20 protein-coding genes and 5 tRNA genes are annotated in these 23,169 nt (G+C 60.2%); 8 read left to right on the top strand and 17 right to left on the bottom strand.

What is annotated here, in order from left to right:
* The first annotated feature begins 20 nt into the window (after nt 1-20).
* On the top strand, nt 21-1,712 hold the full coding sequence (locus ACM6JM_RS22065) for an Hsp70 family protein (protein ID WP_414882485.1): 1,692 nt from the start codon (nt 21-23) through the stop codon (nt 1,710-1,712).
* Here ACM6JM_RS22065 and ACM6JM_RS22070 read toward each other — a convergent pair.
* The 12 genes from ACM6JM_RS22070 to gltX all read right to left on the bottom strand — a co-directional run bounded on the left by ACM6JM_RS22070 (nt 1,709) and on the right by gltX (nt 11,137).
* On the bottom strand, nt 1,709-4,405 hold the full coding sequence (locus ACM6JM_RS22070) for a J domain-containing protein (protein ID WP_414882486.1): 2,697 nt from the start codon (nt 4,403-4,405) through the stop codon (nt 1,709-1,711). The genes ACM6JM_RS22065 and ACM6JM_RS22070 overlap by 4 nt on opposite strands.
* Nucleotides 4,402-5,097, bottom strand: coding sequence for a DUF1266 domain-containing protein (locus tag ACM6JM_RS22075; protein ID WP_039770152.1), 696 nt, complete (start codon nt 5,095-5,097; stop codon nt 4,402-4,404). The genes ACM6JM_RS22070 and ACM6JM_RS22075 overlap by 4 nt, the downstream gene beginning before the upstream one ends.
* A 186-nt stretch (nt 5,098-5,283) precedes the next feature.
* On the bottom strand, nt 5,284-5,727 hold the full coding sequence (locus ACM6JM_RS22080) for an Hsp20 family protein (RefSeq protein ID WP_011333344.1): 444 nt from the start codon (nt 5,725-5,727) through the stop codon (nt 5,284-5,286).
* A 121-nt stretch (nt 5,728-5,848) separates the two neighbouring features.
* Complete coding sequence (locus ACM6JM_RS22085) at nt 5,849-6,808, bottom strand: tRNA dihydrouridine synthase (protein ID WP_039770150.1); 960 nt, start codon at nt 6,806-6,808, stop codon at nt 5,849-5,851.
* Nucleotides 6,809-6,843: 35 nt separating this feature from the next.
* The gene (locus ACM6JM_RS22090) at nt 6,844-7,305 is read right to left on the bottom strand and encodes an acyl-CoA thioesterase (protein WP_103386614.1); all 462 of its coding nucleotides are present in this window, start codon (nt 7,303-7,305) and stop codon (nt 6,844-6,846) included.
* Between the two features lie 47 nt (nt 7,306-7,352).
* The gene (locus ACM6JM_RS22095) at nt 7,353-8,186 is read right to left on the bottom strand and encodes an alpha/beta fold hydrolase (RefSeq protein WP_039770146.1); all 834 of its coding nucleotides are present in this window, start codon (nt 8,184-8,186) and stop codon (nt 7,353-7,355) included.
* A 30-nt stretch (nt 8,187-8,216) separates the two neighbouring features.
* Entirely contained in the window at nt 8,217-8,756 is a 540-nt protein-coding gene (locus ACM6JM_RS22100; protein WP_039770145.1) for a TetR/AcrR family transcriptional regulator, read from the bottom strand.
* Between the two features lie 183 nt (nt 8,757-8,939).
* A tRNA-Glu gene (locus ACM6JM_RS22105) sits at nt 8,940-9,015 on the bottom strand.
* Nucleotides 9,016-9,093: 78 nt separating this feature from the next.
* Nucleotides 9,094-9,169: transfer RNA gene (locus ACM6JM_RS22110), tRNA-Ala, on the bottom strand.
* Nucleotides 9,170-9,222: 53 nt separating this feature from the next.
* Nucleotides 9,223-9,298 (bottom strand) — tRNA-Glu (locus ACM6JM_RS22115).
* 79 nt (nt 9,299-9,377) lie between these two features.
* Nucleotides 9,378-9,453: transfer RNA gene (locus tag ACM6JM_RS22120), tRNA-Ala, on the bottom strand.
* Between the two features lie 202 nt (nt 9,454-9,655).
* On the bottom strand, nt 9,656-11,137 hold the full coding sequence (gltX, locus tag ACM6JM_RS22125) for a glutamate--tRNA ligase (RefSeq protein WP_007956429.1): 1,482 nt from the start codon (nt 11,135-11,137) through the stop codon (nt 9,656-9,658).
* Between the two features lie 230 nt (nt 11,138-11,367).
* Between gltX and ACM6JM_RS22130 the strand changes: the two genes are divergently transcribed.
* Nucleotides 11,368-12,417 (top strand): HlyD family secretion protein, encoded by a 1,050-nt coding sequence (locus ACM6JM_RS22130; protein WP_064594815.1) that lies wholly within the window; start codon nt 11,368-11,370, stop codon nt 12,415-12,417.
* A gap of 49 nt (nt 12,418-12,466) precedes the next feature.
* Nucleotides 12,467-13,957, top strand: a complete 1,491-nt coding sequence (locus ACM6JM_RS22135) for an MDR family MFS transporter (RefSeq protein WP_178082624.1) — start codon at nt 12,467-12,469, stop codon at nt 13,955-13,957.
* Nucleotides 13,958-14,017: 60 nt separating this feature from the next.
* Here the strand turns inward: ACM6JM_RS22135 and uvrB are convergent, their stop codons facing one another.
* On the bottom strand, nt 14,018-16,033 hold the full coding sequence (gene uvrB, locus ACM6JM_RS22140) for an excinuclease ABC subunit UvrB (protein WP_039770141.1): 2,016 nt from the start codon (nt 16,031-16,033) through the stop codon (nt 14,018-14,020).
* A gap of 336 nt (nt 16,034-16,369) precedes the next feature.
* Here uvrB and ACM6JM_RS22145 point away from each other — a divergent pair, with 336 nt between their 5' ends.
* Together ACM6JM_RS22145 and ACM6JM_RS22150 are read left to right on the top strand one after the other, a co-directional pair.
* Nucleotides 16,370-17,566, top strand: coding sequence for an amino acid aminotransferase (locus ACM6JM_RS22145; protein WP_039770139.1), 1,197 nt, complete (start codon nt 16,370-16,372; stop codon nt 17,564-17,566).
* Nucleotides 17,567-17,678: 112 nt separating this feature from the next.
* A complete protein-coding gene (locus ACM6JM_RS22150; protein WP_007956421.1) occupies nt 17,679-17,879 on the top strand; it encodes a hypothetical protein in 201 nt (66 codons plus the stop codon).
* On the opposite strand, the gene ACM6JM_RS22155 is transcribed toward ACM6JM_RS22150, so the two are convergent.
* Nucleotides 17,876-18,106, bottom strand: coding sequence for a hypothetical protein (locus ACM6JM_RS22155; protein WP_039770137.1), 231 nt, complete (start codon nt 18,104-18,106; stop codon nt 17,876-17,878). The genes ACM6JM_RS22150 and ACM6JM_RS22155 overlap by 4 nt on opposite strands.
* Nucleotides 18,107-18,334: 228 nt before the next feature.
* Here ACM6JM_RS22155 and ACM6JM_RS22160 point away from each other — a divergent pair.
* Nucleotides 18,335-18,410 (top strand) — tRNA-Asn (locus tag ACM6JM_RS22160).
* Between the two features lie 122 nt (nt 18,411-18,532).
* Here ACM6JM_RS22160 and ACM6JM_RS22165 read toward each other — a convergent pair.
* Nucleotides 18,533-20,053 carry a nucleobase:cation symporter-2 family protein gene (locus ACM6JM_RS22165; RefSeq protein WP_039770135.1) on the bottom strand — a complete coding sequence of 507 codons (1,521 nt, stop codon included), beginning with the start codon at nt 20,051-20,053 and terminating at the stop codon, nt 18,533-18,535.
* 350 nt (nt 20,054-20,403) lie between these two features.
* On the opposite strand from ACM6JM_RS22165, the gene ACM6JM_RS22170 reads away from it, so the two are divergent.
* Complete coding sequence (locus tag ACM6JM_RS22170) at nt 20,404-20,733, top strand: BrnA antitoxin family protein (protein ID WP_011333334.1); 330 nt, start codon at nt 20,404-20,406, stop codon at nt 20,731-20,733.
* A gap of 3 nt (nt 20,734-20,736) precedes the next feature.
* On the opposite strand, the gene ACM6JM_RS22175 is transcribed toward ACM6JM_RS22170, so the two are convergent.
* Entirely contained in the window at nt 20,737-21,564 is an 828-nt protein-coding gene (locus ACM6JM_RS22175; protein ID WP_414882487.1) for an arylamine N-acetyltransferase family protein, read from the bottom strand.
* A 101-nt stretch (nt 21,565-21,665) separates the two neighbouring features.
* Nucleotides 21,666-22,460: an exodeoxyribonuclease III gene (locus ACM6JM_RS22180; RefSeq protein ID WP_414882488.1), complete on the bottom strand. Its 795-nt coding sequence runs from the start codon at nt 22,458-22,460 to the stop codon at nt 21,666-21,668.
* Nucleotides 22,461-22,577: 117 nt separating this feature from the next.
* On the opposite strand from ACM6JM_RS22180, the gene ACM6JM_RS22185 reads away from it, so the two are divergent.
* Entirely contained in the window at nt 22,578-23,165 is a 588-nt protein-coding gene (locus ACM6JM_RS22185) for a GNAT family N-acetyltransferase (protein WP_414882489.1), read from the top strand.
* Nucleotides 23,166-23,169 lie beyond the last annotated feature (4 nt).

The raw sequence follows: 23,169 nt of genomic DNA on the forward strand, positions 1-23,169 counted from the left end.
GCGCTGTTTCGAGATCGATCATGCAGGATGCATCCCTCCCCCGCCCGGCCCTGCTGGGCATTGACCTTGGCACCACCAACAGTTTGATCGCCGTCTGGCAGGACGGTCAGGCCCGATTGATCCCCAACGCCCTCGGCGAGGTGCTGACCCCGTCGGTGGTCAGCCTCGATGAAGACGGGACCATTCTGGTCGGCAAGGCTGCACGCGCACGCCTGACAACCCACCCGGAACGTACAGCCGCCGCGTTCAAGCGCTTCATGGGCAGCGACAGGCAGATCGACCTCGGCACACAAACCTTCAGCCCGGAAGAGTTATCGGCATTGGTACTTGGCTCACTCAAGCAGGACGCCGAGGCTTTTCTCGGCCACCCGGTGGCTGAAGCGGTGATTTCCGTGCCGGCGTATTTCAGTGACGAACAACGCAAACGCACCCTGTTCGCCGCCGAACTGGCGGGCCTGAAGGTCTCCCGACTGATCAACGAGCCGACCGCCGCCGCGATGGCGTATGGGCTGCACGAACAAAAATTCGAACGCACGCTGATCTTCGATCTGGGCGGCGGGACGTTCGATGTCACGGTGCTGGAATATGCATTGCCGCTGATTGAAGTGCATGCGTCCACCGGTGACAACTTTTTGGGGGGCGAAGACTTTACCGATGCACTATTGAATGCCTGTCTGAAAAACTGGCAATTGACCCCGTCGATGATAGATCCGCAAGGCATGGCCAGCCTGGGCGATGCCCTGGAACAACTCAAATGCAAACTCGGCGAAGGCACTCAATCGTTGAACTGGCGCCATGCCGACAAACTGTACGAGTGGTCGCTGGACGAACCCGCTGCCGTGAAGATCTGGGAACCATTGCTGGCGCGGCTGCGCGCGCCGATCGAACAGGCCCTGCGCGATGCGCGCCTGAAACCACGGGATCTTGACAGTCTGGTGCTGGTGGGTGGGGCAACGCGGATGCCTGCGGTACAACAGATGGTCGCGACCCTGTTCGGACGCCTGCCCTACCGGCATCTTGATCCCGATACCCTCGTTGCACTGGGTGCGGCCACGCAAGCGGCCTGCAAGGCGCGCGATGGCGCGATCGAAGAGCTGATCCTGACCGATGTCTGCCCTTACACGCTGGGCATCGCAACCATGCGTGGCAAAGGCATCGACGGCGCCTTTTCGCCGATCATCGAACGCAACACCATCATCCCGACGTCACGGGTAGAGCGCTACCACACAACCCACCCCCGACAGGAGCTGCTGCGCATTGCCGTTTATCAGGGTGAGCGGCCGTGGGTACGTGACAACATCCTCATTGACGCTTTCGATGTCACCTTGACGCCCACCGATAACATTCAGGAGCTGGACGTACGCTTCAGTTACGACATCAACGGCTTGCTCGAAGTCGATGTCACGATGCTCGAGACCGGCGAACGCCACAGCCACAGCATCGATCGCAGTCCCACCGGGCTGGATGAACAAGCGCGCAGAGACAGCCATAACCGACTGTCGACGCTGAAGGTCCATCCACGCGATGCATTACCCAACCGCACACTGCTGGCCCGTCTGGAGCGGGCATGGATGCAAAGTCTGGGCACGCAGCGCGAACACATTGCCGAGTGGCTGCACAACTTCACCACGGTACTCGCCGGACAGCAGCCGGCAGAGATCGCCAGCCACCGCTCAGAGCTCAACAAGGCTCTGGACCAGCTGCGCCTCTAGCCGTTGAGTCGCCGCAGAGCAGCCTGCAGACCACCGGACAGCATCTCGCCAGCGCCGCTGTCCGGTGGCACGCCATATCGGTTGGGCAACTTGTCACCGGGAAAGCCGAACAGCAGCAGCGGCAGGAACGGCAAGATCGGCGACAAGGCCATGAATATCAGCAACGTGGGCAAACCTCGACCCATGTCGTGCAAACGACGCAGAGTGGCGCCGAATAACAACAGAACACTGAGTAACAGAATCGGAATGCCAAAGAACGTGGCACCGCTGATCAGAGCTGCCACCGGCGCAATCACTACACACCCCAGAACCTGAGCGATAAAAGCCTTGCGCCCCAGCCGCGACCCCAGGCGCCAGATCGCCCCAGCAGGCACCGGCTGAATATCACTTTTGGCCAGCATCAAACGCTCCGACCAGGACAGCAAGGCACACAGCGCCAGGCGCAAGCCGATACTGTTCTTCACGTCATCCTTGCCCTGCTGCAATTGGCGCAGCACTCGCGTTTTCGGCACTCCGGCAGCGCCATAGCGAACCATGGCCTTGAGCGCATCGAGAGACTCGTACGCCAACAATTTGTCGACCCCGAAATCCGTCAACACCTTGCGCGGCGGCCACACTGGCTCGCCTTTGATCAAGCCGTCACGAAACCCTTCGAACCAGTCGTCTTCGCAACTGACCGCCGCGATGGATTGCAGCAAGGCACGATGCTGCTCGGCGCTCAGGCTCGGGTCGTGATAGAGCACGCCCCAGAACATCAACAGCCCCAACAGATCGTCGCCACATGCAGCGCGATCGCTTTCGATGCAGGTGTAAAGCAGGGTGTTGGCAGGCAATCGGGCGCTGTCGAGTGCCTGCTGAACGCTGAACAATTGCTGCACCAACAAGCCGTGCACCGGATCATTGCCTTGCAGCCAGCCCAGTAAACCGTCGCAATTGCCTTGCTCGCGTTGCAAACGGCGCAACAGTGGCTGCAATCGGCTCAAGGGATGAGCCGGACTGAACGGCAGACGCTCCAGGCACTGCCCATCGATCAATTGCAGACAACGTTCCGGCTGATCCAGCAACGCCAGCAAAAACATGGTTTGAGCGTGCCACTCCCACACTGCCTCCCCCAGCCCGACCGACGGCAACCCGATCCCGCGACGGCTCAACTGAAAAAGCAGATCGAGTTCGGACAGGTCACAGTCGTCTTTGACGGCACCCAATTTGAACGCTTCAGCGATGCGCTCCAGGGCGGTGTCACTGTAGGGCCGCAAGCGACGCAGCCACAGGCGACAGACCTTGTGCAGCTCGCCTGTTGTCAGTTCCTGCGGCAATTGCTCCGATGTTGAATCCGCTTCGCTGAAGGCGCTCATCACCTGCGCAATCGGCGCATTCGCCAACCAGCGCAGATGTTGTCCGGCCTGAACTTTGAGTCCGCTCAATACCAGGCACTCAAGCGCATCGACCGGGAGCGGCTGATCCAGAATCCGCTGCAGCAAGACCGCATCACCGCGATGCAGCGCCCAGGCATGCCGGTACAGTTGCAGCAGCCGGCTGTCGGCATTCTCACCCAGCAGTTGGGCAAGCAACGGGAGCTCATCGCCTGTCATGCGCCAATCGACAAAACTTTGCGCCAGGCTATCGAGCTTCAACCGCCCGACACCCAACCAACGGTTCAGCGTCTCGGGACGTTGTGACGGACTGCCGTATACCTGGGCGTCATCCCCAAGATTCGCAGGCCACTCAGAGAAATCGCCCAGACAATCGAACGCCTGAATCAGCAGAGGCAGAAAAGTCGGTTGCCGCTTGGCGCACAACTCCAGCAGACGACTTTCGGCCATCGGATGGCGGAACTCGTTCCACAGTCGGATCCAGCAAGGCAATGCCTGATCGTCCCGCCCCAGCAGACTGCTCTGACACGCCAACAGGTAAAGCCAGTCCACGTCATCAGGTGCTTCCAGCTGCTTTTCGACGCAGCACTGCAAAAATGTCGATGCACCGATGCCCGCCTGAGTGAACTGCACCAGCAAACGCTTGATGAACGCAGCATCATCCGGCAACGGCAGACAGGTGTGCTGACCGGCGAAGTCGGCAAACTCATGGAGTGGACGCTTGGCGAAAATGAAGTCGAGGCTGCGTGCGTACCAGAGTGTTTCGGTCTGCGCAGCCTCTGACCAAGCGCTCATCAGATCGGTATCGAACGGGTCAGGCGTTTCGATTCGCTGCAAAAAGGCTTCCACCCGATGCGCGTCGTTGAACTCCAGATCCAGTAACTGCTGATGCCACGCCATACGCTTGGCCAACAGATTCGCGCAGCGGTAAGACAGCGGGCCGGCATCGGCCATCCGGTGGTAGAGCCCCCAACTGAGTTCATCGAGCTGTTCCAGCGACAGCTCATCCAGCGCCCGGACAAATGCCTGCCACGCCTCGAAGTTGAAACGCCGCGCGGGATCGTCAAGCAACTCACAGAAATCCGCGAACGCCTGCGGGATCTCGACAACCTCCTGCCCTGACTCTTCAGTTTTTTCCTCGGGCGCTTCTTCCTCGTCTTCACGCGCCAGACGCAACGCGTTTTCGTAGGCCATGCGCAGCGCCTGAAATCCTTCAGGATCGGTTTCCGGATGATGCGACGGCAAACATGCGCGGTAGGCATCACGAATCCGGGTTTCGTCGGAGGTGGGCTCGATGCCCAGTCGAATCCAGCAACTCATGACCAGTCGAACTCCTTGAGCGATGCAGGGCGGGGCAGCAGATCAATCTCCATGTGCCAGGGCAGGTCGGCCAGAAAGTGCGGGATGTTCTGGGCGAGGCCGCGGGTGATCCGCAGGTTATGAGCACTGTCCCCTTGCCGCTCCAGCTCGCAAGCCAGCTCGTCGTCGCTTGTGTCCAGGCAACACCAAAACGTACGCCCCACAACAAAGCCATTGAAGTAGGACATCCAGCTACCGTAGTGAAATTGCGCCCTGACGGCTAAACGGCTGTGCAGCCAGTTGCTTTCGGCCAGATCAATCCACTGATTGCGCACTGCGCAACGCAAGAGAAACCCCATTCGCCCGTAATCCCAGGACAAGATCCCTCCTGGACCGCAACCGCCGAAAGTGCGACTGGCAAACTCATGCAGAACCCGCTCGCGAGGGCTCAGCTCTTCGAGCAGGCGCTGCCATTCACTCGGCAGACAACGTTGCCATGCCAAATAGGCACCACTCAGGTGCTTTGCATGTCCGTCGTCCGTCATCCACTGGAGCATGTCGAACAATTGCCGCCGGTCATCGATTCCCCAGCTGCCTTTCAGATCGATGTAGCGGTCGTCGCAGAAGGCAGGGTCGTCATACCCGGCGCCGGTGTTGAGCGCTGCCATTGGCGCAGAAAGGGCGCACAGCCAGCGCTGTTGAATATCGTCCATGAAAAAAGGCTCCAGGCCGACCGATAAGGATGGGGGTCGGCAAAACTGCGGCGGATTGTAGAGAAACCGCCGCTGGCGGCAAAGTCGAACAGCCATTTTCTTGCGCCCACAAAAAAGGCCCCGACGTATCGGGGCCTTCATTCAGCGGCTTATCGCCCGTTCAGACGATTTGTTTCTGCAAGTGACTCAGTGCTGCAGTGCCGGCTGCGCTCCGTTGATCGGGATGCGCTTGGCTTTCGCCTCTTCCGGAATCACGCGCAACAGGTCGATGCTCAACAGACCGTTGCTCAGGCCGGCGGCCTTGATCTCGATGTGATCGGCCAGACGGAAGGACAGCTTGAATGCACGCTGGGCAATGCCCTGGTGCAGGAACGTGACGCCTTCGTTGGCATCGCGCTTGCCGCCACTGATGGTCAGCACGCCTTTTTCGACTTGCAGTTCCAGGTCTTCTTCCTGGAAACCGGCCGCCGCCACGACGATGCGGTATTGATCGTCACCGTGTTTTTCCACGTTGTAAGGCGGATAGGTGCTGCCTGGCTCGTTGCGCAGGGCAGTTTCGAACAGGTCGTTGAAACGGTCGAAACCCACCGAGGAACGGAACAGTGGAGCGAGGGAAAATGCAGTACTCATGATTCAAATCTCCTGAAAACAATCAGCAAGTTTTTTTGTCTCCGCGACCCGAATTCGGCATCGCGTAACCCTTAGATAGGGACCTGCGTTTTGTTTTCAAGAGATCGTTTGAAGATTTTTTTCAGGCGGCTTCGGCGACCGGCAAACCCAGTAAACGCGAGACCTGATCCGGCTCGGTCTCCCGGCGCAGCACGGTAAACAGCTCGACGGCCTCGGGGTAATTGCGGGTCAGCATGGCCAGCCACTGTTTCAAACGGCCCGGTGATTGACGAGCGGTCATTTGCGCTTTGGCTTGCAGCCAGAAGTCCTGGATCAGTGGCATCAGTTCGGCCCAGGTCATTTCGACGACTTCCACGCCGGCACGGGCGGCGGCGATCTGACGGGCCAGATCCGGACGCGACACCAGGCCGCGACCGAGCATGATGTCTTCGACGCCGCTGATTTCCCGGCAGCGGCGCCAGTCTTCGACGCTCCAGATATCGCCGTTGGCGAACACCGGCACCTTGACCACGTCCTGCACGCGCGGAATCCACTCCCAATGCGCCGGCGGCTTGTAGCCGTCGACCTTGGTCCGGGCGTGAACCACGATGTGCTCCGCGCCGCCCTCGGCCAGCGCCGTGGCGCACACCAGCGAACCGTCCGGGCTGTCAAAACCCAGGCGCATCTTGGCGGTAACGGGAATGTGTGCGGGCACGGCGCGACGCACGTGTTCGACGATCTGATTGAGCAGCTCCGGCTCCTTGAGCAGTACCGCACCGCCACGGGACTTGTTGACGGTCTTGGCCGGGCAGCCGAAGTTCAGGTCGATCACTTCAGAGCCCAGCTCGCAGGCCAGCGCCGCGTTTTCCGCCAGGCACACCGGATCGGAACCCAGTAACTGCACGCGCAGTGGCACGCCGGAAGCGGTGCGCGCACCGTTGAGCAGTTCAGGGCCGAATTTGTGGAAATAGGCCGGGGTCAGCAACTGGTCGTTGACCCGAATGAACTCGGTCACGCACCAGTCAATACCGCCGACACGGGTCAGGACATCGCGCAGAATGTCGTCGACCAACCCTTCCATCGGCGCCAGAGCAATTTGCATGGGGAACACACACTCAAGGAAAAACGTGCGGCAGTTTACTGGGTTTCGCGAGCTAAACCCATGTCCGCCGTCTGTATGACCGGGCCGTAGCCCTCGATGAACTCGGCAGGCATGCGCTTGGGCCTGCCGGTGGACAGCTCGATGCAGACGAAGGTGGTCTGGGCGCGCAGCAGCGTGGCGTTGTCGCTGGGGCGGATCAGCTGGAAGTGACGGGTCATTTTCAGGCGCTGATCCCAATCGACGATCCAGGTCGCCAGTTGCAGTTCATCGCCTTCGTAGGCAGCGGCCAGGTAATCGATTTCGTGTCGCACCACGGCCATCGCCCGATCCAGCCGCCGGTACTCGACCAGATCCAGACCCAGACGCTGTGAGTGGCGCCAGGCGCAGCGCTCGAGCCAGGTCACATAGACCGCGTTGTTGGCGTGGCCCAACCCGTCGATGTCCTCGGCGCCCACTTGCAGATCAATGGTAAACGGCGTTGCCCGATCCCAGCCCATGCCCTACTCCCGGTCAGATGATTCAACCGGGGCAGTGTAACGGATGACTACGCCGATTGCCGCGCCTGAAGGCTGCGCCCGGCCAGCAGTGATAACACGCCATCAATCACCCGAGGGTCGGCCAGCACGCGTTGATGGCCGCCGGCTTCCAGGCGCAGCAAGCGACTGTCGAACCAGGATTCGTGGATCAGCTGGGATTCCTTGACCGAGACGAAGGTGTCGTCCTCGGCATGCACGATCAGGCCCGGCATATCCAGTTGATAGTGGGCGACATCAAGGGTGGCGGCGCGCATGCCGACGTCCTGTTCAACCTCGCGAATGAACGCGGAACGAGCTCTGGGCGGCATACCGACGTAACGGGCAAATCCGCGCAAAACACCAAGAATTCGCGCCGGAGCGGCAATGCTCACGAGGGTTTCGGTGCGCAATCCTAATTGCACCGCCAGCATGGCGCTGGCGCCGCCCATGGAGTGACCGATGACAGCCTGCAACGGAGGCAATTCGGCAGCGGCTTCAAGCATCGCTCGAGCGAACAGGACCACGTTGGCTTCACGCCCCGGCGAGCGACCGTGGGCCGGGCCATCAAGCGCGACAACGGTGTAACCCGCTTCAACCAGCGCGGTGATCAACGCGGCAAACTGGGTGGGCCGCCCTTCCCAGCCGTGCATCAGCAAAACAGTCGGGCCTTGCCCCCAGCGCAGGGCCGAAAGACCGAAACGCAAGGTAATGCGCTCGGATTTCGCCAGCAGCGGCAATTCCCAGTCCCTCGGTTTATTCACGCGCGGCGTCATGAACGCCAACCGCATTTTGCTCGCCACCAGTTTCGGTGCGAACCAGCCCAAGGTGCCATTAACGCCGCGAACCCACTTCAACGTGCTCATCGCTCTCTCCTCGGGCTTGCAGCCTTCAGGTCAACGCACCGCCGACTTGGCGGCGCGCAGCAATCGATCGGATAAATCCCCAGGACCCAACGCCCTCGCGAGCGCCAGGCCACCCACCATCAAGGCCACGTCGGCTAACGCTTTGTCGGTGTCTTCCGGCGCTGCGGCCAACTGCGCAATCATCAATTCCAAGTGTTCGTTCAACGCAATCCGAAAGGCCTCCGGCAGACGGCCCAACTCGCCAATAGAGGCCGGAATCGGGCAGGCCGAATCGCTGGAATCGCGGTGCTTGCGCGACAGGTAAAACGCAGCCACCAGGGCGCGGCGCTCTTCACCGGTCAGCTCGCTGTCCATGTCGGCAATCAGGTCGCGACGGCGACCGAGCAATTGCTTGAACGCCTCAAGCATCATGGCGTCCTTGCTTTCGAAGTGGGCATAGAAGCCGCCGACGGTCAGGCCGGCCGCACCCATCACTTCGCCCACGCTCGGTTCAGCCGGACCGCGCTGGATCAGTGCAGCACTGGCGGCCTTGAGAATGCGTTCGCGGGTTTGAGCTTTCTTGTCGTTCATCGTCGCCTCCGAATATTACGATAGCAATATTATTCTCATAATAATATTCCGCAAGTCACACGCGTGACCGCTGGTCTGAAGCACAGTGTTAAGGAAAAAGAGGATTTGGCCAAACGCCAGACAAACAAAAGGGCCATTCAATAATTGAATGACCCTTATAAAATCCCGCAAAGCGGGTAATCGTGGCGTCCCCTAGGGGACTCGAACCCCTGTTACCGCCGTGAAAGGGCGGTGTCCTAGGCCACTAGACGAAGGGGACACAAACCTTCTATACAACTGATCAGCGCTGAGTACCGATCGATTCAAGGCCGGTGTGGCCAGACCTTGAACTGTAAATTGGTGGAGCTAAGCGGGATCGAACCGCTGACCTCCTGCATGCCATGCAGGCGCTCTCCCAGCTGAGCTATAGCCCCGGATTTTTCGCCTCTCGGCGGAGCGACATCTTGCAACATCGCTTCTGCAAAACTGGCGTCCCCTAGGGGACTCGAACCCCTGTTACCGCCGTGAAAGGGCGGTGTCCTAGGCCACTAGACGAAGGGGACGCAAACCCTTCTATACAACTGACCAACGCTGAGTGTTGATCGCTTCGAAGCCGGTGTGGCCAGGCTCCGAAGTGTAAATTGGTGGAGCTAGACGGGATCGAACCGTCGACCTCTTGCATGCCATGCAAGCGCTCTCCCAGCTGAGCTATAGCCCCTCATCGTTGATGTCATCGCTGAGGACGGGGCGAATCTTAAGGGCGTATCGAAAGGCTGTCAAACTTATTTTTGAAAAATTTCAAAATTTTTTGTCGGCATTACAATCACTTACCGCCCTCCCCCCGTAAATTCGGGGGAAAACACCGAAGGACAGGATCAAAAGATCCTGACCTTCGGCGCGTCCTGCAGAGTCAAACGCAATCAGGCGATGGCGCCCAACAGCTTTTCCCACTCTTTGTTTTCTTTCTTCGACACACCGCCCAGCAGGTCAATCGCCTGGCGCAGACGGAAACGGGTCAGGTCAGGCCCGAGGATTTCCATTGCATCGAGCACCGACACCGAACTCGCCTGCCCGGTAATCGCGGCAAACATCAGCGGCATCGCGTCACGCAGCTTCAGCTCAAGGGATTCAACCACCGCCTGAATCGTTGCGGTGATGCTGTCCTTCTCCCACTGACGCAGGCTTTCCAGCTTCCACAGGATCAATTGCATCAACTGACGAACCTGATCGCCCGAGAGCTTTTTCGATTCGAACAGCTTGGCATCCGGGTTCACGCCACCGGCGAAGAAGAATCCGGCCAGGGGTGCAACCTGGCTGAAGGTTTCGACGCGGCCCTGAACGTGCGGCGCGATTTTCATCATGTATTCGGAATTGAACGCCCACTTCTGTACGCGAGCGGCGAACTCTTCCACCGGCAGATCACGCAACCACTGGCCGTTGAGCCACGACAGCTTCTCGATATCGAAAATCGGCCCGCCCAGCGACACACGCTTGAGATCGAAGTTGTCGACCATTTCCTGCAGCGAGAACTTCTCGCGCTCGTCCGGCATCGACCAGCCCATGCGGCCCAGGTAGTTGAGCATCGCCTCAGGCATGAAGCCCATGCGCTCGTAGAACGTCACCGAAGTCGGGTTCTTGCGCTTGGACAGCTTGCTCTTGTCCGGGTTACGCAGCAGCGGCATATAGCACAGCTCCGGTTGTTCCCAGCCGAAGTACTCGTAGAGCAGGATCAGTTTCGGCGCCGACGGCAGCCATTCTTCGCCACGCAGCACGTGGGTGATGCCCATCAGGTGATCGTCGACTACGTTGGCCAGGAAATATGTCGGCAGGCCGTCGGTCTTCATCAGCACTTGCATGTCCATGCGATCCCACGGGATCTCGACATCGCCACGCAGCATGTCCGGGACCACGCAGACGCCTTCGCTCGGCACCTTCATGCGGATCACGTGCGGCTCGCCGGCAGCCAGGCGACGGGCGACTTCTTCCTTGGACAGCAGCAGCGCGCGGCCGTCGTAACGCGGGGTTTCGCCGCGAGCCATTTGCTCGGCGCGCATCTGGTCCAGCTCTTCGGCGGTGCAGAAGCACGGGAAGGCGTGGCCCATGTCGACCAGTTGCTGGCAGTACTTCTGGTAGATGTCGCCGCGCTCGCTCTGACGGTAAGGACCGTGCGGGCCGCCGACGTCCGGGCCTTCGCTCCAATCGATACCCAGCCAGCGCAGGGCGTCGAAGATCTGCTGTTCGGACTCGCGGGTCGAACGCAACTGATCGGTGTCTTCGATCCGCAGGATGAACTCACCGCCGTGCTGCTTGGCAAAGCAGTAGTTGAACAGTGCGATGTAAGCGGTACCTACGTGGGGATCCCCGGTAGGCGATGGCGCGATGCGAGTGCGGACGGTGGTCATGGCATGTCTCGAAAAGAATGAAAAGCAAAGAACGATCAAGCGGCGAATGGTAACAGGCGACACCCGCCCCGCTCCAGCGGGCAGGGCATTTAAGCCAAGGTTGCGTCTGGAACGCCCGTTGGCCGTGGTGAATGGCCGAATATCAACAGACGGCATTTACCGCTCATCGGCTGTGTGCCAGATTCGCCTGCTGATAACTTTCCTTACAATTCCTCGACTACAGTTTGCCCATGCCTGCCCAACTCAAGCGTCGCCTGTTCATTTTCCTGTTGCTGGTCCTGCTGATTGCCGGGGGCTTTTTCGCCCATTGGTTTTTCAAGGGACGCTTTTATGAAAGCACCGACAACGCCTATGTCCAGGGTGAAATCACCCGGGTATCGAGCCAGTTGAGCGCACGCATCGAGGAAGTGCTGGTGCAGGACAACCAGCATGTGGAAAAAGGCCAGTTGCTGATCCGTCTCGAACCAAATGATTTCCGCCTCGCTGTCGATCGCGCCAATGCCGCCCTCGCCACCCGCGAAGCCGAACGCCTGCAGGCCCAGAGCAAATTGACTCAGCAATCGAGCCTGATCGCCGCCAGCGATGCGCAAGTGGCAACCACGCAAGCCACCCTCGGGCGCTCGCAGATGGATTTGTCGCGGGCAGAAACCCTGCGTAAACCCGGCTACGTCTCCGAGGAGCGGGTCACCACCCTTTCCGCCGACGCCCACATCGCTCGCTCTCAAGTGGCCAAGGCCCAGGCCGATGCCCAGAGCCAGCGCCAGCAAGTCAATGCACTTACGGCCGAAATCAAACGCCTCGACGCGCAGATCGCCAACGCCCGCGCCGACCTCGCCCAGGCCGAACTGAACCTGACGCGCAGTGAAATCCACGCACCGATCAGCGGCCTGATCGGCCAGCGCGCGGCGCGCAATGGTCAGGTGGTGCAGGCCGGCGCCTATCTGCTTTCAATCGTTCCGGACGAAGACATTTGGGTGCAGGCCAATTTCAAGGAAACCCAAATCGGTCACATGCAGCCGGGCCAGAAAGCCGAGCTGCTTTTCGATGCCTACGGCGATACGCCGATCGAGGCCCGGGTCGACAGCCTGTTCGCCGCCTCCGGCGCGCAGTTCAGCCTGTTGCCGCCGGACAACGCCACCGGCAACTTTACCAAGGTCGTGCAGCGGATTCCGGTCAAGCTGACCTTCAAGGCCGATAACCCGCTGCACGGCAAGATCCGTCCGGGCATGTCCGTCACCGCCACCGTGAACATCAAAGACGCCCCTGACAATGGCCGGTGATTCACTGATCCGCCCGGTCGGCGAACCGACCCGGCGGGACTGGATTGCGGTGATGAGCGTGATGCTCGGCGCCTTCATGGCGGTGCTCGACATCCAGATCACCAACTCCTCGCTCAAGGATATTCAGGGCGCCCTGTCGGCGACGCTTGAAGAAGGCTCGTGGATTTCGACGTCTTATCTGGTGGCGGAAATCATCATGATCCCGCTGACCGCCTGGCTGGTGCAGTTGCTGTCGGCACGGCGGCTGGCAGTGTGGGTGTCGCTGGGGTTTCTGATTTCGTCGCTGCTGTGCTCAATGGCCTGGAGCCTGGAGAGCATGATCGTGTTTCGCGCCATGCAGGGTTTCACCGGCGGCGCGCTGATCCCGCTGGCGTTCACCCTGACCCTGATCAAACTCCCCGAACACCACCGCGCCAAAGGCATGGCGATGTTTGCCATGACCGCCACCTTCGCCCCGTCCATCGGCCCGACCCTCGGCGGCTGGCTCACGGAAAACTGGGGCTGGGAGTACATCTTCTATATCAACATCCCGCCGGGGCTGATCATGATCGCCGGGCTGATGTACGGGCTGGAGAAGAAAGAAGCGCATTGGGAGCTGCTGAAAAGCACCGATTACACCGGCATTCTCACGCTGGGCGTCGGCCTCGGTTGCTTGCAGGTTTTTCTCGAGGAAGGCCATCGCAAGGACTGGCTGGAATCGAGCCTGATCGTGACGCTGGGCAGCATCGCCCTGCTGAGTTTGATCACCTTTGTGATCGTGCAGATTTCCAAGCCCAATCCGCTGATCAACCTCGGGATCCTGCGCAACCGCAATTTCGGCCTGTCGAGCATTTCCAGCCTCGGCATGGGCGTCGGGCTGTACGGTTCGATCTATCTGCTGCCGCTGTATCTGGCGCAGATCCAGAACTACAACGCCTTGCAGATCGGCGAAGTGATCATGTGGATGGGCGTGCCGCAGCTGTTTCTGATTCCGCTGGTGCCGAAACTGATGAAATTCGTCTCGCCGAAATGGCTGTGCACGATCGGTTTCGGCCTGTTCGGGCTGGCGAGTTTTTCCTCCGGCGTGCTCAACCCGGATTTCGCCGGGCCGCAGTTCAACCAGATCCAGATTATCCGCGCCTTGGGCCAGCCGCTGATCATGGTGACTATTTCACTGATCGCCACGGCGTACATCCTGCCGCAGGACGCGGGCTCGGCGTCGAGCCTGTTCAACATTTTGCGCAACCTCGGCGGCGCCATCGGCATCGCCCTGCTCGCAACGCTGCTGGACGCGCGCACCAAGACCTACTTCGATTATCTGCGTGAAGCGGTGGTGCCGACCAATCCGCAGGTGGCCGAACGCCTGGCGTCGATGACTGATCGGTTCGGCAGTGACACGGCGGCGCTGGGCAAGTTGAGCGAGATCGTGCATCAGCAGGCGCTGATCATGGCCTACAACGATGCGTTTCATTTTGTCGGGATTGCGCTGGGGATCAGCATGTTGGCGATTTTGCTGACCAAGAAATTGCCCGCCGGACTGAAGGCCGGCGAGGCACATTAACCTTGAGCGGACGCAGAGCGTCCAGGGCTGCATTCCCACGCGGAGCGTGGGAATGCTCCGTTAAACGGCCAACAGCCGCTCACGCAGCTTGGCGATTTCGTCGCGCATCTGCGCTGCCGCTTCGAATTCCAGGTCGCGGGCCAGCTGGTACATCTTCTCTTCCAGTTGGCGGATGCGCTTGGTGATCTCGCTCGGCGAGCGCAATTCGGCTTCGTACTTGGCGTTTTCCTCGGCGGCCTTGGCCATGCCCTTGCGCTTCTTGCTGCGCGAACCGGGCACGGTGGCGCCTTCCATGATGTCGGCGACGTCCTTGAACACGCCCTTCGGCGTGATACCGTTGGCCAGGTTGAAGGCGATCTGCTTGTCGCGACGGCGCTCGGTTTCGCCAATCGCCCGCTCCATCGAACCGGTGATGCGATCGGCGTAGAGAATCGCCCGGCCATTGAGGTTACGCGCCGCCCGGCCGATGGTCTGAATCAGCGAGCGCTCGGAGCGCAGAAAACCTTCCTTGTCCGCGTCGAGAATCGCCACCAGCGACACTTCCGGCATGTCCAGGCCTTCACGCAGCAGGTTGATCCCCACCAGCACATCAAAGGTGCCGAGGCGCAGGTCGCGGATGATTTCGACCCGCTCGACGGTGTCGATGTCCGAGTGCAGATAACGCACGCGCACGCCGTGATCGGCCAGGTAATCGGTCAGATCTTCGGCCATGCGCTTGGTCAGCGTGGTGACCAATACCCGCTCCTCCACGGCCACGCGCTTGGTGATTTCCGAGAGCAGATCGTCGACCTGGGTCAGCGCCGGACGCACTTCAACCTGCGGGTCGACCAGACCGGTCGGGCGCACAACCTGTTCGATCACCCGGCCGGCGTGTTCGGCTTCGTAGTTGCCGGGCGTGGCCGAGACGAAAATCGTCTGCGGGCTGACCCCTTCCCACTCGTCGAAGCGCATCGGCCGGTTGTCCAGCGCCGATGGCAGGCGGAAGCCGTATTCCACCAGGGTCTCTTTACGCGAGCGGTCGCCCTTATACATCGCGCCGACCTGCGGCACGCTGACGTGGGATTCGTCGATCACCAGCAAGGCGTCGGCCGGCAGGTAATCGTAAAGCGTCGGCGGCGGTGCCCCGGCCGGACGCCCGGACAGGTAGCGCGAGTAGTTTTCGATGCCGTTGCAATAACCGAGTTCGAGGATCATCTCCAGGTCGAATCGGGTGCGCTGCTCCAGGCGCTGGGCTTCCACCAGTTTGTTGTTGTTGCGCAGATACTCCAGGCGCTCCTGCAACTCGACCTTGATCCCCTCGATGGCGTCGAGCAAGGTTTCCCGGGGCGTCACGTAGTGGCTTTTCGGATAGAAGGTGAAGCGCGGCAGCTTGCGGATGACCTCGCCGGTCAGCGGGTCGAACGCGGAAATGCTCTCCACTTCGTCATCGAACAACTCGATGCGGATCGCTTCGAGGTCGGATTCCGCCGGGTAGATGTCGATCACATCGCCGCGCACCCGGAAGGTCGCTCGGGCGAAATCCATGTCGTTGCGGGTGTATTGCAGGTCGGCCAGGCGCCGCACCAGCGCACGCTGGTCGAGCTTGTCGCCGCGATCGACGTGCAAGACCATTTTCAAATAGGTTTCCGGGCTGCCCAGACCGTAGATGCACGACACCGTGGTGACGATGATCGCATCCTTGCGCTCCAGCAACGCCTTGGTCGCTGACAGGCGCATCTGCTCGATGTGGTCGTTGATCGACGCATCCTTCTCGATAAAGGTGTCGGACGATGGCACGTAGGCTTCGGGCTGGTAGTAGTCGTAGTAGGAAACGAAGTACTCGACGGCGTTGTTCGGAAAGAACGACTTGAACTCGCCGTACAACTGCGCGGCCAGGGTCTTGTTCGGCGCCAGCACCAGGGTCGGGCGCTGCACCTGGGCGATCACATTGGCGATGCTGAAGGTCTTGCCCGACCCGGTCACCCCGAGCAGCGTCTGGTGCGACAAACCGGCTTCGATGCCTTCGACCATCAGGCGAATGGCTTCAGGCTGATCGCCGGCAGGGTCGAATCGGGTGACGAGCTGGAATTCAGACATAAACACCTCTGGAATCGCGACGCGGCGGGCAACCGCAGCACCACGAGAAAGACCGCAAACGACCGATGTCGCGCAAGGAAAAACGAAGATTGTGCTGAATGTGGAGCCGATTGCCTCGCCTTTCAAGGCAAACGTCCTACATCCGGTAAAGTCTCCGACAAGTCCATTCGACTAACGGTCGAGAAATAATCGGAAAAACTTACCTTAAAAGCCGAATCGCCTGTCGCCATTGATCGATGATGGCCTCTATACTAGCTCCCCGTTTGTGCACCGCTCTAGTGCATTCGGCTGGAGCGCGACACGTCCCTCCACTCTCCATTCAGAGCCGCCGTAAAAATGAGCCTGTTCTCCGCTGTCGAAATGGCACCCCGCGATCCAATCCTGGGCCTCAACGAAGCATTCAACGCCGATACCCGGACCAATAAGGTCAACCTCGGGGTGGGTGTGTACTGCAACGAAGAGGGGCGAATTCCACTCCTGCGCGCCGTCATCGAAGCCGAAACCCTTCGCGCCGCTCAGCATGCCTCCCGTGGCTACCTGCCGATCGACGGCATCGCGGCCTACGACCAGGCCGTGCAAAAGCTGCTGTTCGGCAATGATTCGCCACTGCTGGCGGCTGGCCGCGTTGTCACTACTCAGGCCGTCGGCGGTACCGGCGCACTGAAAATCGGTGCCGACTTCCTCAAGCAACTGCTGCCCAATGCCGTAGTGGCGATCAGCGACCCGAGCTGGGAAAACCACCGCGCGCTGTTCGAAACCGCCGGTTTCCCGGTGCAGAACTACCGCTACTACGACGCCGCCACCCACGACGTGAACCGTGCCGGCCTGCTCGAAGACCTGAACGCCCTGCCGAACGGCTCGATCGTCGTGCTGCACGCCTGCTGCCACAACCCAACCGGCGTCGACCTGAGCCCGGCGGACTGGAACAACGTGCTGGAAGCGGTCAAGGCCAAAGGTCACGTACCGTTCCTCGACATGGCTTACCAGGGTTTCGGTGACGGCATCGCCGAAGACGCCGCTGCCGTGCGTCTGTTTGCTGAATCCGGCCTGACCTTCTTCGTGTCGAGCTCGTTCTCCAAGTCGTTCTCGTTGTACGGCGAGCGCGTCGGTGCACTGTCGATCATCAGCGAATCGAAAGAAGAAAGCGCCCGCGTCCTGTCGCAAGTCAAACGCGTGATCCGCACCAACTACTCCAACCCGCCGACCCACGGTGCAAGCATCGTCGCCGCCGTGCTGAACAGCCCGGAACTGCGCGCTCAGTGGGAAGCTGAACTGGCTGAAATGCGCCTGCGCATTCGTGGCATGCGCGAGCAGATGGTTGCTCTGCTGGCGAAGAAAGCCCCGCAGCGTGACTTCAGCTTCGTCGGTCGTCAGCGCGGCATGTTCTCCTACTCCGGCCTGACCACCGAACAGGTTCACCGCCTGCGCAACGAGTTCGGCATCTACGCCCTGGACACCGGCCGCATCTGCGTCGCCGCGCTGAACCAGAGCAACATCGAAGCCGTGACGGACGCCATCGTTCAGGTCATCTGACCGGACGCGGCACAAAAAACGGGAAGCCTTCGCGCTTCCCGTTTTTTATTTGTCTGAAGAAAAGCCGCTACACCCTCTAGACTGCACCCAAACGATATTTCAGAGAGACGACATGAAAAACGATGACCTGCGCGCTGACCGCGACGATCTGGATGACTTCATCCCCCGCGCCCCGGCCAAACGCGGCAACAACCTGGTGCTGCAAGTCGCGGCCGGGGTGTTTCTCGGCGGGCTGGCGCTGTGGCTGGTGCAACTGGGTGCGACGATGCTCTACGCCAAACTGATGCTCGGCACCTTCACCTTCGGCGGTTAAGCCAGTTCCGCTGCACGCTGAGTCGCCGCATCGTCATAAACGACGTAGAGCGATTCGGCGATCTGGCTCTTGATGGCCTTGGTGCTTTCCAGGCCGAGGACAAAACCTTCGGCCTTGCCGCCTGCGCGGTTCAGCTCTTCAGCCGTACCGGCCTGAGTGATCGCGTCGTAAAGCTTTTCGGCATGTGGGCCAACGCCTTTGGGCAGGCTGATTTGTGCGGTGCTCATGCGAACACCTCGACAGGACGACGGGTTAGGATGGGACTATTCATGGCGCGTACCTTTTCGGCGAATGGCCGGCAGCGCGTGTGACCACTTCCGGGCGGCCATGGTAGTCCTCTGGTGGAGTTCTGGTAACCGCCAATCGCCGATAAACCACCGCCCGTCCTGACCTTTCCAACAAATTTACATCTCGCGCTTGACTAGTCTTTTTAAATCAGTAACATACGCACCAATTCCGCAATAGCTCAGTTGGTAGAGCAAGTGACTGTTAATCACTGGGTCCCTGGTTCGAGTCCAGGTTGTGGAGCCAAATACAGAGCCCCTGAATCGAAAGATTCAGGGGCTTTTTTGTGGGCGCTGAAAAAAAGGCGACATAGAAAAAGGGCCGATCAGTTTTCCAGCTGATCGGCCCTTTTCGTTCAACGACAACGGTCAGACGTGCTCGCTGCTCTTGGCATGTGCCTTCGGTACGCCATGACCGTGATCTGCATCCGGATCGATCACCGGTACTTCGTTGCCGTCGCAGTCATGCAGCTTGCCGTCGCTGAAGTAGTCGCCTTCACGCAACGCTGCCAGATCGCGATAACGCAGGGTCCGCTCTTCTGCTGCCGCGAACACCGACTGCTGATCCGAGTTACCCGCCGTGAAGTGGTTGAACGCCAGGTTCAGCAGGATCGCCATGATCGCCGACGAGCTGATGCCCGAATGGAAAATGGTCGCGAACCAGCTCGGGAAGTGATCGTAGAAGTTCGGCGCGGCAATCGGGATCATGCCGAAGCCGATCGAGGTGGCGACGATGATCAGGTTGACGTTGTTGCGGTAATCAACCTTGGACAAGGTGCGGATACCACTCGCCGCCACGGTGCCGAACAGCACGATACCGGCGCCGCCGAGTACCGAGGTCGGCACGGCTGCGATGACCCGGCCCATGAACGGCAGCAGGCCGAGGATCACCAGGAAGATACCGCCGGTCGCCACCACATAGCGGCTCTTGATCCCGGTCACCGCCACCAGCCCGACGTTCTGGGCGAAGGCACTTTGGGTGAACGAGCCGAAGATCGGCGCAAACATGCTCGACAGCATGTCCGCCCGCAGGCCGTTGCCCAGACGCTTGGAGTCGACCTTGGTGCCGATGATTTCACCGACCGCCAGGATGTCCGCCGAGGTTTCCACCAGGGTCACCATGACCACGATGCACATCGACAGGATCGCGGCGAAGTGGAAGGTCGGCATGCCGAAATGGAACGGCGTCGGGAAGCCGAACATCGGGCCCTGGGTGACGCTGGAGAAATCCGCCATGCCGAGGAACACCGCCAGCACCGTGCCGATCACCATGGCCAACAGGATCGACAGACGCGAGATGGTGGAGCTGCCGACCTTGCTCAGCAACAACACCAGTACCAGCGTGACCGCCGCCAGACCGATGTTCTGCATGCTGCCGAAATCAGGCGCATGACTGTTGCCGCCCATGGCCCAGCGTGCGGCCACCGGCATCAGCGTCAGGCCGATGGTGGTGATCACAATGCCGGTTACCAGCGGCGGGAAGAACTTGGTGATTCGCGAGAACACCGGGGTGATCAGCAAGCCAATCAACGACGCGGCTATCACTGCGCCGAGCACCGACTGGAAGCCGCCCTCCCCGCCGCTGCTGACAATCGCCACCATGGTCGCGACACCGGAAAACGACACGCCCTGCACTAGCGGCAACTGACAGCCGAAAAACGGTAAACCCAGGGTTTGCAGCAACGTGGCCAGCCCCCCCGCAAACAATGAAGCAGCAATCAACAGACCGATGTCCGCCGGCGATAGCCCGGCGGCCTGACCGATGATCAGTGGCACCGCGACGATACCGCCATACATGGTCAGAACGTGTTGCAGGCCGTAAGCCATATTCGCGCCGACCCCGAGATTCTCGTCCTCGGGCCGTTGGTGTGAAACATGGGGCGTTTTCATGGTGGGGGAGTTCCCTGGTTTTTGTTATGCACACACTGTATGCAAGAGTCAGGACAAATGTCCATAGACTTGTATACAACTTGTCAGTCACATAATGGTTAGCTAGCCACCCAACCTTCTATCCCGCTGCTTTCATCCCCCCACAAATCCGGCAACCCATCCCTAATCGAGTCCACGTTTTATCCGCCTAGGCTGAAGTATTCACGGCGACCGACGGCGCGGTCGCACCCTTTTTTATACATATAAAGTATGCATAGTGAAGTCATTCAAGATTCAGTTCGACAAAAGCAAGAATGCTGCCAACCCATTCGAGCCCAGCGAGCGATGGCAACTTTGCGCAGAGGTGATCAATGAAAGATGAATACAATTTCAGCGACGGTAAACGCGGCGCCATTGCTCCCACCAAGGGTAAAACGCGCATCACCATCATGCTCGATGACGCGGTGATCGAAGCCGCGCGCGAGGTCGCTGAAAGCGAGGGGTTTGGCTATCAGACGGTCATCAACAACACCCTGCGCCATGCATTGCTTAACAGCCGTGGGGCAGCTGTTGAACTCGAAGATTCAAGCGGGCAATTCAAGCAAGGCATCACCGCCACCGACCTCAAGAGCCTTGAGAAAAAACTGTCGGCGGCCGTGAACGAGATCCGGCGAGTACTGGAACCGGACGTCAAACCGTAGCTTTCAAACTGGCTGAATCAAGCGCGCCAGAGCCTCTCGCGCACCGAGCTGGTGCGGCAGGCGCAAGCCGAATTCCCGTTCCAGCAATTCGATCAGTTCATCGACATCCGTCACTTCACGCCGCTCGCTCTCGACGCCGATACGGTGGATCGCGAAACTGCCGTTGTTCAAGGTGCGCCGCCAGCCGTCGCCCGTACGCGCGACCATCAGGCGCTGGGCAAATGGTGAGTCCGGGTGGGTCGAGACGTACCAGTTGCCGAGGGTGTAATCGATGTCTTCCTGGCGCTGCAGATCGAACAGGTACATCGGCCGCCATTCGCCAGCGACTCTGGCCCGCAGCATGTAGCCATCGGCCTGCACTTCGATGCGATACGGTTCGTGCGGCGTGGATTGCTCGGCGTCGGTATCGAGCACCAGTGGTGCGGTCGGCACCATGCCGCCGAAGCCGACGTCGGTGATGTAGCGCACGTCGTCAATGGTCACCAGGCTCAAGCGATGGGTGCGCGCGGTCCAGCTGCCTTCGGGCTGATTCATGACCACGCGCCCGCTGATGCCCCGCGCGTCGAACCCCAGCTCCAGCAGCAAGGCCAGAAACAGGTTGTTCAGCTCGTAGCAGTACCCGCCACGGGCGTCATTAAAGACTTTGCGCTCGATGGACGGCAGATCGATCAGGACGGGTTCGCCACTGAGCGTCGACAGGTTTTCGAATGGAAAGGCGCCGGTATGGCGCAGTTGCAACAGACGCAGGGTTTCAAGGGTTGGCGCCGGGGGCGCATCGAATCCCAGACGTTGCAGATACTGTTTCAGATTCGTCAGGCGTGGCTCGCTCATGGCTGGGTCCTTTTGCATGGGGGCGCGGATCGTTCCGCCGATGGTCGCCATGTATACGGGATCCGGGCATCGAATCGACAATTGAATTAACCAATCACCGGCTAGCGTCTTTTACGCGAATCGATACGAATCCACGTCGGCGCGTGATCACTGGCATGCGGTTCATTACGCACCCAGGCATCCACCCCCGCCTCGTGCAAATAAGGCGTCAGCTTCGGATTGAGCAGCAGATGGTCGATCCGCAGCCCGGAGTTCTTCTGCCAGTGCTGACGGAAATAGTCCCAGAAGGTGTACAGCCGATCTTCGGGATACAGATGCCGCAACGAATCGGTCCAGCCCTGATCCAGCAGGCGCTGATAGCACTCGCGGCTTTGCGGTTGCAACAGCGCGTCCTTGAGCCAGGAACGGGTGTTGTAGATATCCAGATCGGTGGGCACCACGTTGTAATCGCCGGCCAGCACCACCGGGTGATCGCTGCTTTGCAGATCCCGGGCGTATTTGATCAGGCGCTCGAACCAGGCCAGTTTGTAGTCGAACTTCGGCCCCGGTTGCGGGTTGCCATTGGGCAGGTACAGGCATCCCACCAACACCCCGTGCACCGCCGCTTCGAGGTAGCGGCTGTGTTTATCGTCGGGATCGCCGGGCAAACCGCGCCGGCTCTCCAGCGGTTGCGCATCGCGGGCAAGAATCGCCACGCCGTTCCATGACGCCTGACCGTGCCAGATGGCGCCGTAACCAGCGGCTTCCAGCTCGGCGGCGGGAAACGCACTGTCCACCAGTTTCAGCTCCTGCAAACAGGCGATGTCCGGCTGCTCACGCCTGAGCCATTCCAGCAGGTTCGGCAGTCGGGCCCGCAGGCCGTTGACGTTGAACGTGGCAATGCGCATTTTTTTCATCGTCCAGTTTCCTGCCATTGACCGATAAAAACTGTGACATCCGCCCACCGCGACGGTTGCGTCGGATCCTTCCCGTACGGCGTAATAAGCCCTCGCCCGATCGCCGAGAATCCCCACATGCAAACCACGCTGCAAGGCCAGGGCATCATCCTGCGCCCGCTTCAATACGCCGACGCCGATGCCCTGCTCCGCGCTGCCGCCGACGGTGAACTGTGGAACCTCACGGTCACCGTGGTGCCGTCGGCGACCACCGTCGACGCTTACCTGAAGAAGGCCCTCGACGGCCGTGAGGCGGGAACGGTCATGCCGTTTGTCATCGTACTGAAGGAAACCGGCGAGGTGATCGGCTCGACCCGGTTCTGGAAGATCGACCCGCTCAACCGCAAGCTGGAGATCGGCAGCAGCTGGATTTCGGCACGTTTTCAGAAGACCTTCGTCAACACCGAGGCCAAGTACCTGATGCTGCGCCACGCGTTCGAGGTGCTCGATTGCGTGCGGGTGCAGTTCACCACCGACGAGAACAACCAGAAATCGCGCCACGCGATCCTGCGGCTCGGCGCGCAGCAGGAAGGCATCGTCCGCCACGAACGCATCATGCCGGACGGCCGCAAGCGCAACTCGGTGCGCTTCAGCATCATCGATGACGAATGGCCGCAGGTGCGCCTGAACCTGGAACGCAAACTGGCGGATTACGGCCTGCGCTGAACAG

Source organism: Pseudomonas sp. IT-P2, from assembly GCF_949767575.1.
GTDB lineage: Bacteria > Pseudomonadota > Gammaproteobacteria > Pseudomonadales > Pseudomonadaceae > Aquipseudomonas > Aquipseudomonas pharyngis.